Source organism: Cellulomonas sp. (assembly GCF_036279715.1).
Lineage (GTDB): Bacteria > Actinomycetota > Actinomycetes > Actinomycetales > Cellulomonadaceae > Cellulomonas_A.
Genome location: NZ_DASUIR010000026.1, coordinates 1 through 14,680 on the forward strand (window position 1 = coordinate 1; position 14,680 = coordinate 14,680).

The window sequence follows — 14,680 nt, forward strand, 5'->3', positions numbered from 1 at the left end:
CGTCGGGCAGGGGCAGGGTGCGAGGCATGCCCGAGAACCTACCGATAACCACCCAACCCGGTCAGCCGATCTCACCTCCCTGTGGACGGGCGTCGAAACCGGTCCCGCCGCGCGGCGACACCGGCCACGCCCCCGACGACCCGCCGCCTACAGTTGACCGGCCATCGCCGTCGACCCCAGGAGCCCCGTGCCGCACCACCTCCGCGCCCGCCGCACCGTGCGCGGTCGGCGTCAAGCAGCGGTCGGCTTGTCAGTGCTCGTGGCTCTGGGCGTGGGCGCGTGCACGACCGGGACCGAGGACGTGCCGGCGGTGCGCCCGACGGCGACGCACAGCGCGACGGCGGCCCCGACTGAGGCGCCGGCAACGGCTGCTCCGGCTCCCGTCGTCGTCCCGGCGGAGACGCGCGCGCCCGGTGGACCTGTCACGCTCGTGCCCGACGCCGATCCCGGGACGACCGCACTGGCAGCGAGCCGGGCGCTGTACGTGCATGCGCCGACGGTCGTGCTGGCACCCGTCGACGACATCGCCGCGCAGCTGACCGGGGCGTCGACCGCCGTGGGTCTCGGGGTCCCGCTGCTGCTCACGGGTGGGACCGTGGTCGGGGCCGACGTCGCGATCGAGCTCGACCGCCTCGGTGCGGACGTCGTCGTGGCTGTGGGTGCTGCCGTGGTGCCCGCGGGCGTGGCAGCCGTCAGGCTCGCCGTGGGGGCGGTCCCGAGCGTCCCGACCCCGCCGACGGTGACCCCGATCGCGTCCTGGTCGGCGGCCCAGGTCGTGGCGCCCGGTCAGGAGGTCGCCGCGGTGGCCGGGCTCGCGCGGCCGGCCGTGGCGACCCTCGTCGTCCAGGGCCCGGATGGCGCTGCCGTGGCCCCCCTCACCGCGGACCCCATCGTCCCCGCACCCCGCAACGGCCCGCCGTGGCTGCCCCACGAGTCGCCGCGCCCGCCGCGCCCGCCCGCCCCGCCGGTCGTCCCCACGTTCGCTCCGGCGGCGGCACCGGCAGGGGCGTTCGTCCTGACCGACGGCGCGCCGGTCCAGCTCGCGGCGCTCGCGACGGCCAGGGCCGCGGGAGTCTCCGTCCTGGTGGTGCCTGGCGGGGACCCGCGTCTGTTCGCGACAGCCGTCGACACGCTCGGAGCGGTCAAGCCGAGTGCCGTGCTGGCCCTGGGATCGGTGTTCGGGACGCCCGAGCTGCTCGCGGCGCGCGTCGCGGCCGCCTCCACCGGGGTCCAGCTGCCGGGCGGCGGGCAGCTGGTATTCCCGACCGCGCCGGGCGTGCTCGGCAAGCGGTACGTCGCGCTGTACGGGACGCCCGGGACGCCGGGGCTGGGGGTGCTCGGCGAGCAGGACGACGCCGCGACCGTGGCCCGCGCCGAGGCCACAGCGGCCGAGTACCGCCCGCTGACGCCTGACGCGGTCGTCCCGACGCTCGAGATCATCGCGACGGTCGCCTCGGCGGGTCCGGGCGCGGACGGCAACTACTCCGCCGAGCGTCCGCCGGCCGAGCTGCGACCACTGATCGACGCCGCGGGGGCGGCGGGCATGACCGTCGTTCTCGACCTGCAGCCCGGGCGTACCGACTTCCTCACGCAGGCCCAGCAGTACGCCGAGCTGCTCGCTCTGCCACACGTCGGCCTGGCGCTCGACCCCGAGTGGCGGCTCGCGCCGGATCACGTGCACCTGCGGCAGATCGGGAGCGTGGGGATCGACGAGGTCAACGCGACGGCCGCGTGGCTCGCCGACTTCACGCGCGAGCGCGCGCTGCCCCAGAAGCTGTTCGTGCTGCACCAGTTCGCCCCACGCATGATCGTCGGGCGCGAGCGGCTCGACCTCGGCCATGACGAGCTCGCCGTCGTGCTGCACGTCGACGGGCAGGGCGGGCAGCCGGCCAAGACGGGGACGTGGGCGCTCCTGCACGACGGGGCTCCGGCCGGCGTCCGTTGGGGCTGGAAGAACTTCTACGACGAGGACACCCCGATGCTCGACCCGGTCCAGACGATGGCCGTGCAGCCGGTACCGGACCTGATCACGTACCAGTAGCCCTCCGCGCGCCGGTGCTGTCGGCTGGTGCCACGATGGAAACGAGGGCGGGACGTCGCCCAGGGTGAGTGACCTCGGTCCGCCCCGAGGAGGCCGCCATGGCCGGGCAGCCGGATCTGCACGTCCAGGAGCGCAGGGCCCGATCAGCCGCCGTGACGTGCCTCGCAGCCGTCGCCCTGATCCTCGCCGGGTGCACCACGGGGACCGGCGGCGAGCCGACGCCGACCCCGAGCACGAGCCCGAGCGCCACGCCGAGCGTGACTGCGTCGGTCACGCCAAGCCCGTCACCGACCGCCACACCGACCGGTGCCTCGGTCGTCGTGCCCGTGTACTTCATGATCGACACCCGCACGGGGCTGCGGCTCGCGCGTGAGCAGCGCCCGGTCACGGGATCCGACCCGATCCGGGCAGCGGTCGAGGCCATGATCGCGGGACCGACCGACCCCGACTACACGACGACCTGGAACCATGCGACGAGGGTGCTCGGCACGAGCCGCGTCGACGGTGCGATCGTCGTGGACGTCTCGGCCGACGCGCGTACCGCGAACGTGGGGTCCGCGGGTGCGGCACTGATGATCCAGCAGCTCGTGTACACGGCGACCGGTGCAGCGGGCGAGCCCGGGACGCCGGTGCTGATGCGGATCGACGGGAAGACGGCGGGCGAGCTGTGGGGCGTCGTGTCGTGGGATGCGCCGGTCGCGCGCGAGGACCCGATCTCGGTCCGGCTCCTCGTCCAGATCGACTCGCCGGCGCAGGGTGCCACCACGACGTCGCCGCTGCGCGTCACCGGTGAGGCCGCGGTGTTCGAGGCGGTGCTGCACTGGGCCGTGCGTGACGCGGCTGGAGTCGAGGTCTCCTCGGGCGTCACGATGACCGCCGAGGGGCAGACGTTCGCCCCGTACGAGTTCCAGGTCGAGCTGACCCCCGGCACCTACACGGTCGTGATCACCGAGGACGACCCGTCGGACGGCGCGGGCGGGACCCCGATGAGCGACTCGCGTACGGTGACGGTGACCTGACCGCGGGCGGTCGAACGGGTGGTCGGACCGCCGTGGTGCGACCCGACAGGCCGTGTCAGGCTGAGCGCATGACGACGACATCTCCCGCGCAGCATCCCGTCCGCATCGGCGTCCAGCTGCAGCCGCAGCACGCCGAGTACGCGCAGATCCGCGACGCTGTCGCCCGTGCCGAGGACGCCGGCGTGGACGTGGTCTTCAACTGGGACCACTTCTTTCCGCTGAGCGGTGACCCCGGTGGCAAGCACTTCGAGTGCTGGACGATGCTCGGCGCGTGGGCGGAGCAGACGAGTCGCGTGCAGATCGGCGCGCTCGTGACGTGCAACTCGTACAGGAACCCTGAGCTCTTGGCGGACATGGCCCGCACGGTCGACCACATCTCCGGCGGGCGTCTCATCCTCGGGATCGGCGCGGGCTGGTTCGAGAAGGACTACGACGAGCTCGGCTACGAGTTCGGCACGCCCGGATCGAGGATCGCGGCCCTCGGCGAGGCGTTGCCGCGGATCAAGGCACGGTGGGCCGCGTCCAACCCGGCACCGACGCGCGAGATCCCCATCCTCATCGGGGGAGGCGGCGAGCGGAAGACGCTGCGCGTCGTCGCGGAGCACGCGGACGTGTGGCACTCGTTCGGCGACCTCGAGGTGCTGACGCGCAAGAGCGCGATCCTCGCCGAGCACGGGGTTGCGGTCGGTCGCGACACGGCGCTGGTCGAGCGGTCGGTCGCCGTCCACCGTCCACCGGCGACCGTGGGGGAGGACCTGGTCGCGGCCGGCGCGACGCTGCTCACGGTCGGTGTGAGCGGGCCCGACTACGACCTTGGTCTCGTGCGTGACTGGGTCGCCTGGCGGGACGCGCGGGGCTGACCTGCGGGAGCGGGTTCGACGCCGCGGCATCGTGCGGGCTGTCCGGTCGAGGTCGGAGCGTCCTGGACTGCAGTCGAACGACGTGAACGCGCGACCTAGGCTGCAAGGGTGACGGCCGCATCCGACGTCCCCGCCGGGGACCCCGCAATCGAGGCGCCCGCGCGTGGACGGCTGCCGTTCTGGCTGCGCGTCGTCGTGCCGGGTGTCCTCGCCCTCGCGGTGTCGCTCGTCATCGGCGTCACGACGGCGACCGCCGAGCTCAGCCTGGGTCCGCACGAGGCCCGGTACGACATCACGACGGACGGCGGGATCACCGTCGACGTCGGCCCGTTGGGCACCCTCGTCATGAGCTCGCCGTTGCCGCTCGCGCTGGGTGTCCGGGTGACGGTCCAGGAGATCCCTGCGTCCGTGACGTCGGTCGACGCGTCGTCGACGCTCCAGTCGCTCAGCGGCGACCTGCAGGGCTATCTGCAGTTCTTCTCGGGGCCGCAGGCGACGATCCACGACGTCACCCGGGCGCTGCTCGCGAGTGCTGTGCAACGCTCGCTGACGGCGCTGGCGGTGCTCGTCGGGCTCTGGTTCGGTGGGCGACTCCTCCTCGGCGCGCGGCGTCGCGCCGAGCTGGCAGCGCCGCTGGCGCCGCACGCCTACCAGCTGGCCGCGGGGTCGCTCGTCGTCGTTCTCGCGCTCACGGTGCTGACGTCGAGCGTGGGGGAGCGTGACCGCGCGTCGACCATGAGCGCGGGGTCGCCGGTCTTCGACGGCACGGCGCTCGAGGGGGCCAGGGTCACCGGGCGACTGGCCGGCGTCATCAACACCTACGGCACGTACGTGCTCAACGCGTACCGCACGAACCAGGCGTTCTACGCGGCTGCCGACGACGCGTTCGTCGCGGCCTGGAAGGACCGCCAGAGCCGCATCGACGCCGCGATCCAGGCCCCGGCGCTGACTCCGACGACGTCGACGTCGCCGTCACCGTCTGCCGACGAGGCCGCCGACTCCGTGCCGAAGGACGAGCAGCCGATCGTCCTCCTGCTCGTCTCGGACCTGCACTGCAACGTCGGCATGGCGCCGCTCGTCCGGTCGGCAGCCAAGCTCTCGGGCGCGAAGGTCATCCTCGACGCCGGCGACACGACGATCGACGGCACGGCGGTCGAGCAGTACTGCGTGACGACGTTCGCGGAGGCGGCGCCCTCAGGGGTGCCGATCGTCACGTCGCCGGGCAACCACGACTCGAAGGAGACCTCGGCGATGTACCGCCGCGCGGGTGCGACGGTCCTGGCCGGCGAGGTGGTCACGGTCGAGGGCATCCGGATCCTCGGCGACAGCGACCCCAACGCCACGCGCATCGGCGCCGGCACGACGCTCGTGGGCAAGGAGACGGCTCGCGAGGAGGCGAGCCGCCTGGCCGACGTCGCGTGCGGCGACCCGGACGGCGTCGACCTCCTGCTGATCCACAACCCCCGCGTCGGCGACGAGACTCTCAACCGCGGGTGCGCGCCCACCCAGCTGTCGGGGCACCTGCACATACGCGTCGGGCCGCTGCGGACCGGCAGCGGGGTGCGCTACGTGAACGCGAGCACGGCGGGTGCGCTGCTGGGGGAGCCGACCGTGGGCCCGCTGCGCAACACCGCCGAGATGACCGTGCTCCGCTTCGACCCCGTCAACCGCAGGATCCTCGACTACCAGCTGATCCAGGTTCGGACGAACGCGTCCGCGAGCGTCGGGCCGCGGATCTCGTGGCCACTCACGCTTCCGGCGCTGCTGCCGAACGGCATCCGCTGACCTGGTCGTGCGAGGGGATCACGCTGTCGGCCCGGTAGGATCCTCGTACCCCCCGGAGTGAACGACGGCGTGCCCCCGGACCGAGATCGAATCGATTCGAGGTAGATGTGACCGTCGAGCCGACCGGCACGTCCGCGCGGAGCGCGCACCGCAGCGCCCTCGCCCTGCTCGCGCTCGCCCTGGGCGGGTTCACCATCGGCACGACCGAGTTCGCCACGATGGGGCTGCTCCCGCTGGTCGCGGGAGACCTCGGCGTCTCGATCCCGACGGCCGGCCACGTCATCACGGCGTACGCGCTCGGCGTCGTCGTGGGTGCCCCGCTGCTCACGACGCTCGCGGCGCGGGTCGATCGGCGCGTCCTGCTGCTCTGGCTCATGACCGCGTTCGCTGCGGCGAACGTCCTGACCGCGTTCGCGCCGTCGGCGGGCTGGCTGGTCGTCGCCCGGTTCGTCGCCGGGCTGCCGCACGGTGCGTTCTTCGGCGTCGGCGCCGTCCTCGGTGCGCACGTCGCCGGGCCGGGTCGGCGCGGGCAGGCCGTCGCGATGATGATGGCCGGGCTCACGGTCGCGAACATCGTCGGGGTCCCGATCTCGACGGTGCTCGGTCAACGGCTCGGGTGGCGGGCCGCGTTCGTGGGCGTCGGCGTGCTCGGCATCCTGACGGTGGTCGCGCTGCTGCGCTGGACCCCGGCGCTCGCCGTCGACGCCGGCACGAGCGTCCGCTCCGAGCTCGAGGCGCTCCGCAACCGGCGGCTGTGGGTCGCGTTCGCGGGCGGCGCCGTCGGGTTCGGTGGCATGTTCGCCGTCTACTCCTATGTCTCGCCGCTGCTCACCGACGTCACGGGCCTGGCGATCACGACGGTGCCGCTCGTGCTCGCGCTGTTCGGCGTCGGCATGACGATCGGCACCCTGCTTGGCGGCCGGCTCGCCGACCGTTCCGTCCTGAGGACTGTCTACCTGGGGTTCGCGAGCACGATCGCGGTCCTCGTGGTGATCGCGCTGACCGGTGGCAACGCCGTGCTCGCGGTCACGTCGATCGTCGCGCTCGGCGTCTCCTCGCAGATCCTCGGCCTCGCGCTCCAGACCCGGCTCATGGACCTCTCGCCGACAGCTCCGTCGCTCGGTGCGGCGCTGTGCCACTCGGCGCTCAACCTCGGCAACGCGACCGGCGCATGGCTCGGCGGGCTCGTCATCGCCGCCGGGTACGGCTACCTCGCGCCCGCGTGGGTGGGTGCCGTGCTCACCGCCGTCGGGCTCCTGGTCGTGGCTACCGTGGGGCGCAGCGCACCGCACGCGTTCGTTGCCGGAGCGCCGGGCGCACAGTCGCAGGTGGACGGCCTGCTCGACGACGACGACACCGACGCGCGACTCGCCGTCGTCCGCTGACGGCCTGGCGCCCTGCGAGCCTCGGACGTGCCGCGGGCGGGACCCCGCCGGCAGCTGGTGGTCGTCGCTGCCTCAGGACGATGCGCGACCAGGGACGACGCCAGCAAGGAAGGCCGTGGTTCAGCGTCGACGCGTCCCGAACAGCGAGCGGGTGATCTCGCGACCGAGCTGGGTCCCGGCCGATCGCAGGAACGAGTCCAGCGGGCTCGATGCCCGGCTGCGGCTCTGCGCCGTCGTGGTGCGCCGGGAGGCGCTGGCCGCCTCGCGCTCCATCTCGCGGCTGATGCGATCGAGCTCCTTGGCCCGTGCGGCGGCGTCCTTGGCGGCCTGCTTCGCCGCGACGTCCGCCGCCTTGGCCTGCTGCTCCGCGGCTGCGGCCGCAGCCGACTCCGCGGCGGCGCTCGCGGTCCGGGCCGCGAGCAGCTCGTACGCCGACTCGCGGTCGATCGCGGTCGCGTACCGGGCGGAGACGGGTGAGGCCGCCACTGCCGCCGTGAGCGCGGCCTCCGGCAGCGGATCCATCGACGACTGCGGTGCACGCAGTCGCGTCCAGGCCACCGGTGTCGGTGCGCCCTTCTCGGACAGGACCGTGACGATGGCCTCGCCGGTCCCGAGCGTCGTCAGGACCTCTTCGAGGTCGTAGGGCGAGTTCGGGAACGTGCTCGCGGCCGCCCGCAGGGCCTTCGCGTCGTCGGGCGTGTAGGCGCGCAGTGCGTGCTGCACGCGGTTGCCGAGCTGCGCGAGCACGTCGCCCGGCACGTCCTTGGGGCTCTGCGTCACGAAGAAGACGCCCACACCCTTCGACCGGATGAGCCGGACCGTCTGGGTCACCTGCGTGAGGAAGTCGCCCGAGGCGCCGGTGAACAGCAGGTGGGCCTCGTCGAAGAAGAACACGAGCTTGGGCTTCACGGGGTCGCCGACCTCGGGCAGCACCTGGAACAGGTCGGCCAGCAGCCACATGAGGAACGTCGAGAAGAGCGCGGGCCGGTCCTGCACGGACGGCAGCTCGAGCGCGGAGATGATGCCCCGCCCGTCGCTCGCGGTCCGCAGGAGCTCGGTGACGTCGAACGCCGGCTCCCCGAAGAACACGTCGGCGCCCTGGGCCTGCAACGTGACGATCTCCCGCAGGATCACGCCCGCGGTCGCCGCTGACAGGCCGCCGATGCCCTTGAGCGACGCCTTGCCCTCGTCACCGATCAGGTACGCGATCGTCGCCTGGAGGTCCTTGAGGTCGAGCAGCGCGAGCCCCTGGGTGTCGGCCCAGTGGAAGATGAGGCCGAGGCTCGACTCCTGGGTCTCGTTGAGGCCGAGGACCTTGGACAGCAGGAGCGGCCCGAAGTCGGTCACGGTGGTTCGGATCGGGGTGCCGTGACCGAGCCCCCCGAGGGAGTAGAACTCGACCGGGTGGGCCGTCGCGTGCCAGTCCTGCCCGACGCTCGCCGTGCGGGCCAGCAGCTTGTCGTTCGGCTGTCCCGCCTGTGCCAGACCCGAGAGGTCGCCCTTGATGTCGGCGACGAACACGGGGACGCCCGCGGCCGAGAGCGCCTCGGTCATGACCTGGAGCGTCTTCGTCTTGCCGGTGCCGGTCGCGCCGGCGACGAGACCGTGGCGGTTCATCATCGCGAGCGGGAGCCCGACCTGTGCGGACGTCGTGGGGGTGTCACCCTCGACGAGGGCTCCGAGGCGGAGCATCTCGCCCGCGAACGTGTAGCCGGCGGTGACCTTGGCGGCCCACTCGGACGGACCGGGACCGGCTGTCGGAGCCTGGCTGGGGGGAGCAGCGGGGGTGGACGAAGCTGCGGCGGAGGGCGACGCGGCTGGGGGAGCCGGCGACGCGGCTGCGGCGACGGCCGGGACGTCCGTTGCCGCGTCGGCAGCGGCCTGAGCGGCCTCAGCGGCGGCGACCGCGGCGGCAGCTCGTGCCTCGGCGGCCTCGGCGGCGGCCTGCGCTGCGGCGGCCTTGAGGGCGGCGATCTCCGCTGCACCGGGGACCGATGGGACAGAGCGACTGTGCGCGTCCGACATGGCTGCGAGTCTAGGGCTGAGGGACTCAGGTGTCCCGGGGACATCGGGGCCCAAGGGTGCCGTACGCGGGCGCCGTCACGTACACCGCGCAACGGCGGCACTGTACGGTTCCCGGCGCGCCGCGGCGGGACGCGCCGATGGGGGCGCGAGAATCGTGTCCCACCTCCTGCCGATCGACAGGAGGTGCCGTTACCCTCGAAACAGACCCCGTTCGGATGTGTTGCCCCGCGGCATCGCGTCACCCTGATGACGACCCCGACGACGACCCCGAGGCAGGCCCCATGAGCAGCACCACGATCGACAGCATCGAGCAGCCCGACAGCGGCCGCGCGGTACCTGGCACCGCGCGCGAACGGCAGGTCAGCGAGTTCACCGAGCTGACCAAGATGGTCCAGAACGCCGGGCTCCTGCGCCGCCGCTACGCGTACTACTGGACGCGCTTCGCGGTCATCCTGCTCCTGCTCGCCGGCACGGCGTTCGCCTTCGTCGCCATCGGGCCCTCATGGTGGCAGCTGGTCGTCGCGGCGGTCCTCGCGCTCGTCCTCGGACAGGTCATGTTCCTGGGCCACGACGCCGCGCACCGACAGATCTTCGTCTCGGGCCGGTGGAACGACTGGGCGAGCCTCGTCGTCGCCAACCTGCTGGCCGGGATGAGCTACGGCTGGTGGAACCACAAGCACAGCCGTCACCACGCCAAGCCGAACACGCTCGGTGCCGATGGTGACATCGACGCCGGGGCGATCGTGTTCACCACCGAGAACCTCAAGCGCGAGCGCACGGGGCTGGCCGGCTGGTTCACCCAGCGCCAGGGGTGGTTCTTCTTCCCGCTGCTGCTCCTCGAAGGCCTCAACCTCCACATCTCCGGCGTGAAGACCATCTTCGGTCGCGGCGCGGTCAAGCGTCGCCCCGTCGAGATGGCGTTCGTGACGCTGCGGCTCGGCGGCTACCTCGCGATCGTGTTCTGGTTCCTGCCGGTCGGCATGGCCTTCGCCTTCCTGGGCGTCCAGCTCGGCCTGTTCGGTCTCTACATGGGTGCGAGCTTCGCCCCCAACCACAAGGGCATGCCGATCGTGCCGGCGTCGATGAAGATCAGCTTCCTGCACCGTCAGGTCCTGCTGAGCCGCAACATCCGCGGGGGCCGGTTCGTGGACCTCTTCATGGGCGGGCTGAACTACCAGATCGAGCACCACCTGTTCCCGAGCATGGCGAGCCCGTCGCTCAAGAAGGTGCAGCCGATGGTGCGGCAGTTCTGCGCCGACCGGGGCATCTCCTACACCGAGACGACGTTGCTGCACTCCTACCGGATCGTGGTGGAGTACCTCAACGAGGTCGGCCTCGCGGCCCGTGACCCGTTCCAGTGCCCGCTCGTCGCGGAGTTCCGCGCGGCCCGCTGAGTCGCAGGACCGGTGTCGCGCGGCGGAGCTGCTGGCCCGGGCCTCGTCGCGCGCCGGTAAACTCGCCGTCGTGACCTCGCAGGCTGCCGCACACCCCGTCCCCGACGCCGGACCGAACGACGTCCCCTTCCGCTACACCGCTGCGCTCGCGGACTCCCTCGAGCGACGCTGGCAGGACGAGTGGGAGCGGCGCGGGACGTTCTCGGCGCCGAACCCGAGCGGTCACCTCACGGACGCCGAGGGGCACCACGCCGCGCCGGGGTCGACCCCGTACTTCGTGATGGACATGTTCCCGTACCCGTCGGGCGCGGGCCTGCACATCGGGCACCCGCTCGGCTACATCGCCACCGACGTCGTCGCGCGGTTCCGCCGGATGCAGGGCGACAACGTGCTGCACGCGCTCGGGTACGACGCGTTCGGCCTGCCGGCCGAGCAGTACGCGGTTCAGACGGGTCAGCACCCGCGCGTCACGACCGAGGCCAACATCGAGATCATGGCCCGGCAGCTGCGCCGGCTGGGTACGGGCCACGATCCCCGGCGGACGTTTGCGACGATCGACCCCGGGTATGTGCGCTGGACGCAGTGGATCTTCCTGCAGATCTTCGAGTCCTGGTACGACGCCGACGCGGTGCGCCCCGACGGCGGCACGGGCCGGGCCCGGCCCATCGCCGAGCTCGTCGAGGCTTATGCGGCCGGCACGCGCGACGTGCCGACCGGCATCCCCGGCGTGCCCGACGCCGCGCAGTGGTTCGACCTCGACGACACCGCGCGCCGCCGCGTCGTGGACTCCGAGCGCCTGGCCTACATGTCCGAGACACCTGTGAACTGGTGCCCGGGACTCGGCACAGTCCTCGCGAACGAGGAGGTCACGTCGGACGGTCGCTCGGAACGCGGCAACTTCCCCGTCTTCCAGCGCACGCTGCGCCAGTGGAAGATGCGGATCACGGCGTATGCCGACAGGCTCGCCGACGACCTCGACCTCATCGACTGGCCCGAGAAGGTCGTCGCGATGCAGCGCAACTGGATCGGACGCTCCGAGGGCGCCACCGTCCGGTTCGCGGTGGTCGACGACGGTGCGGACGGATCGCCGTCGTCGGACGCGGCAGAGGCGCGTCGCTGGGTCGAGGTCTTCACGACCCGCCCCGACACGCTGTTCGGTGCGACCTTCATGGTGGTCTCTCCGGAGCACCCGCTGCTCGACGAGGTGCCGACGGCCTGGCCGGCGGGCACCACGGAGGCGTGGACCGGCGGGCACCCGGACCCGACCGAGGCCGTGGCCACGTACCGCCGGGAGGCAGCGGCCAAGACCGCGGTCGAGCGTCAGGCGGACGCCGGCCGCAAGACGGGCGTGTTCACCGGTGTCTACGCGACCAACCCGGTCAACGGCACGCACGTCCCGGTCTTCACCGCCGACTACGTCCTCATGGGCTACGGCACGGGCGCGATCATGGCGGTCCCGGGTGGGGACACGCGCGACCACGCGTTCGCTGAGGCGTTCGGCCTGCCGGTCGTGCGGACCGTGGCGCCGCCCGACTCGTTCGAGGGCGGCGCGTGGACGGGCGACGGCGCGATCATCAGCTCGAGCAACGACGAGGTGAGCCTCGACGGCCTCGATGTCGGCGCCGCCAAGCGCGTCATCGTCGCGTGGCTCGAGGGCAAGGGACTGGGCACCAGCACCGTCACGTACCGGCTGCGGGACTGGCTGTTCAGCCGCCAGCGCTACTGGGGCGAGCCCTTCCCCATCGTCTACGACGAGCACGACCTGCCGATCGCGCTGCCGGACTCGGCCCTCCCGGTCGACCTGCCCGAGGTGCCGGACTACTCCCCGCGCACGTTCGACCCCCTCGACTCGCAGTCGTCCCCCGAGGCGCCGCTGGGACGCAACGAGGACTGGGTCAACGTCACGCTCGACCTCGGCGACGGACCCCGCACCTACCGACGCGACACCAACACGATGCCCAACTGGGCCGGGTCGTGCTGGTACTACCTGCACTACCTGGACCCCGAGCACACCGGGGCGCTCGTCGACCCCGAGCTCGAGCGGTACTGGATGGGACCGGGCCACAACCCGGCCGACACGCATCGCTCCGGGGGCGTCGACCTGTACGTCGGTGGCGTCGAGCACGCCGTGCTCCACCTCCTGTACGCGCGGTTCTGGCACAAGGTCCTGTACGACCTGGGTCACGTCACGAGCGTCGAGCCGTTCCGCAAGCTCTTCAACCAGGGCTACATCCAGGCCTACGCCTACACCGACGCGCGCGGCGTGCACGTCGAGGCGAGCGAGGTCGTCGAGGACCCATCGGTCGCCAGCGGCTTCACCTGGCAGGGCGAGGAGGTCGTCCGCGAGTACGGGAAGATGGGCAAGTCGCTCAAGAACATGGTGACGCCCGACGACATGTACGCGGAGTACGGAGCCGACACGCTGCGCGTGTACGAGATGGCGATGGGCCCCCTGGACCTGTCGCGCCCGTGGGAGACGCGCGCCGTCGTCGGCGCGCAGCGGTTCCTGCAGAGGCTGTGGCGCAACACGATCGACGAGACGACCGGCGCTCTGCGGGTGGTGGACGACGCGCCGGACGCCGCGACGCTCCGGGTGCTGCACCGCACGATCGCCGACGTCACGGCCGACTACGACGCGATGCGCATCAACACCGCGATCGCCAAGCTGATCGTGCTCAACAACCACCTCACGTCGCTGGACACGGTGCCTCGCGAGGCCGTCGAGCCGCTCATCCTCATGACGGCGCCGGTCGCGCCGCACCTCGCGGAAGAGCTGTGGGAGCGCCTCGGGCACCCGGTGTCGCTCGCGCACGAACCGTTCCCGGTCGCCGACCCGGTGCAGCTCGTCGAGGACACCGTCACGTGCATCTTCCAGGTGCAGGGCAAGGTCCGTGGGCGTGCCGAGGTGAGCCTGGACGTCACCGAGGACGCGCTGAGGGAGCTCGCGCTCGCCGACCCCGGAGTCCAGCGTGCGGTCGCCGGACGCGAGGTCGCGAAGGTCATCGTGCGCGCGCCGCGGCTCGTCAACGTGGTGCCGGTCTGAGCACCGACCGCGCGCGCTCGCGATCGGCCTCGCGGCCCTCGCGGGTCGCGGTCGTCACGGACTCGACCGCGTCGCTGCCGCCCGGCGAGGCCGAGCGTTGGGGCGTCGTGGTCGTACCGCTCGAGGTGGTCGTCGGTGGTGCGCATCACCTCGAGGGTCGAGACCTCCTGCCGGCCGAGCTGACGGCGGCGCTGACTCGTGGGGTGCGTGTCACGACGTCGCAGCCTGCGCCCGCGGCCTTCGCCGAGGCCTATGCCCGCGCAGCGGCGTCGGGGGCCCGCGAGATCGTGTCGGTGCACCTGTCCGGCGAGCTGTCAGGGACCGTGCGGGCCGCTCAGCTCGCGGCGCTCGCCGCGCCCGTGCCGGTGCACGTCGTCGACTCGCGCTCCGTCGTCATGGGTCTCGGGTTCGCGGTGCTGTCGGCGGCTCGGCTCGCCCGCGGCGGGCTGCCGGTGGAGGACGACGCCCCGGACTCCTCGCAGCGCCGCCGCCACGGCGGCGGCGAGCGGCCCGACTCGCGCGGGCTGATCCGCGGTCTGCTGAGCCGGGTCCGGCACGAGGACCCCGCGGCGACGGCCGCGGCAGAGCCGGCGGTCGACGGTGCCGCCGTCGCCGAACGCGCCCGGTCGGTGGCGGCCTCGGCCTGCGCCTGGTTCCTCGTCGACTCGCTCGACCACCTGCGCCGCGGCGGACGCCTGAGCGCGACGGCGGCAGCGCTCGGCACGGTCCTCGGGCTGCGGCCGATCCTTGCGCTGCGTGGTGGCCGCATCGAGGTCGCCGAGAAGGTCCGCACGCGCCGCGCCGCCCGCGACAGGCTCGAGGCGATCGTCGTCGCGGACGTGCGCCGGCGGGGCCCGTCCCGTGTCGCGGTGCACCACCTCGGGCAGCCGGACGTGGCCGACGGCGTCGCTCGCCAGCTCGAGGCATGGCTGGGCGAGCTGGTCCCGCATGTCGAGGTGTGCGAGGTCAGCGCGGTCATCGGCGCGCACGTGGGCCCGGGGCTGCTCGCGATCGTCGTCGCTGACGCCTGAGGTCGCCCGCCCACCCGCAGCCCCGACCGAGGGGACGTGCTCCGCGCGCGTGGCACGGCGACACGCGGGTCGCCGCGTGCCGCCCCTACCGTCCCGG

General features: G+C 72.7%; 9 protein-coding genes. 8 read left to right on the plus strand and 1 reads right to left on the minus strand.

What is annotated here, in order from left to right:
• Positions 1–187 precede the first annotated feature (187 nt).
• The 5 genes from VFW79_RS02030 (at position 188) to VFW79_RS02050 (ending at position 7,090) form a co-directional block, all read left to right on the plus strand.
• Positions 188–2,041 (plus strand): hypothetical protein, encoded by a 1,854-nt coding sequence (locus tag VFW79_RS02030; protein WP_329675646.1) that lies wholly within the window; start codon positions 188–190, stop codon positions 2,039–2,041.
• 98 nt (positions 2,042–2,139) lie between these two features.
• Complete coding sequence (locus VFW79_RS02035) at positions 2,140–3,060, plus strand: Gmad2 immunoglobulin-like domain-containing protein (RefSeq protein WP_329675647.1); 921 nt, start codon at positions 2,140–2,142, stop codon at positions 3,058–3,060.
• A gap of 68 nt (positions 3,061–3,128) precedes the next feature.
• Positions 3,129–3,920, plus strand: a complete 792-nt coding sequence (locus VFW79_RS02040; protein ID WP_329675648.1) for an LLM class F420-dependent oxidoreductase — start codon at positions 3,129–3,131, stop codon at positions 3,918–3,920.
• 108 nt (positions 3,921–4,028) lie between these two features.
• Positions 4,029–5,705: a metallophosphoesterase family protein gene (locus VFW79_RS02045; protein WP_329675649.1), complete on the plus strand. Its 1,677-nt coding sequence runs from the start codon at positions 4,029–4,031 to the stop codon at positions 5,703–5,705.
• Positions 5,706–5,812: 107 nt separating this feature from the next.
• Positions 5,813–7,090 carry an MFS transporter gene (locus VFW79_RS02050; RefSeq protein ID WP_329675650.1) on the plus strand — a complete coding sequence of 426 codons (1,278 nt, stop codon included), beginning with the start codon at positions 5,813–5,815 and terminating at the stop codon, positions 7,088–7,090.
• 120 nt (positions 7,091–7,210) lie between these two features.
• On the opposite strand, the gene VFW79_RS02055 is transcribed toward VFW79_RS02050, so the two are convergent.
• The gene (locus tag VFW79_RS02055; protein ID WP_329675651.1) at positions 7,211–9,115 is read right to left on the minus strand and encodes a helicase HerA-like domain-containing protein; all 1,905 of its coding nucleotides are present in this window, start codon (positions 9,113–9,115) and stop codon (positions 7,211–7,213) included.
• 281 nt (positions 9,116–9,396) lie between these two features.
• Here VFW79_RS02055 and VFW79_RS02060 point away from each other — a divergent pair, with 281 nt between their 5' ends.
• From VFW79_RS02060 to VFW79_RS02070, 3 genes are all read left to right on the plus strand, one after another.
• Entirely contained in the window at positions 9,397–10,509 is a 1,113-nt protein-coding gene (locus VFW79_RS02060) for a fatty acid desaturase family protein (protein WP_329675652.1), read from the plus strand.
• A gap of 70 nt (positions 10,510–10,579) precedes the next feature.
• Positions 10,580–13,552 (plus strand): leucine--tRNA ligase, encoded by a 2,973-nt coding sequence (leuS, locus tag VFW79_RS02065; RefSeq protein WP_329675653.1) that lies wholly within the window; start codon positions 10,580–10,582, stop codon positions 13,550–13,552.
• Complete coding sequence (locus VFW79_RS02070) at positions 13,549–14,583, plus strand: DegV family protein (RefSeq protein WP_329675732.1); 1,035 nt, start codon at positions 13,549–13,551, stop codon at positions 14,581–14,583. Before leuS ends, VFW79_RS02070 begins: the two co-directional genes overlap by 4 nt.
• Positions 14,584–14,680 lie beyond the last annotated feature (97 nt).

Excerpts from the sequence above, each read along its gene's own strand:
- VFW79_RS02055 (WP_329675651.1), bottom strand. The coding sequence starts at position 9,115 with ATGTCGGACGCGCACAGTCGCTCTGTCCCATCGGTCCCCGGTGCAGCG.
- VFW79_RS02060 (WP_329675652.1), top strand. The coding sequence starts at position 9,397 with ATGAGCAGCACCACGATCGACAGCATCGAGCAGCCCGACAGCGGCCGC.
- VFW79_RS02035 (WP_329675647.1), top strand. The coding sequence starts at position 2,140 with ATGGCCGGGCAGCCGGATCTGCACGTCCAGGAGCGCAGGGCCCGATCA.
- VFW79_RS02040 (WP_329675648.1), top strand. The coding sequence starts at position 3,129 with ATGACGACGACATCTCCCGCGCAGCATCCCGTCCGCATCGGCGTCCAG.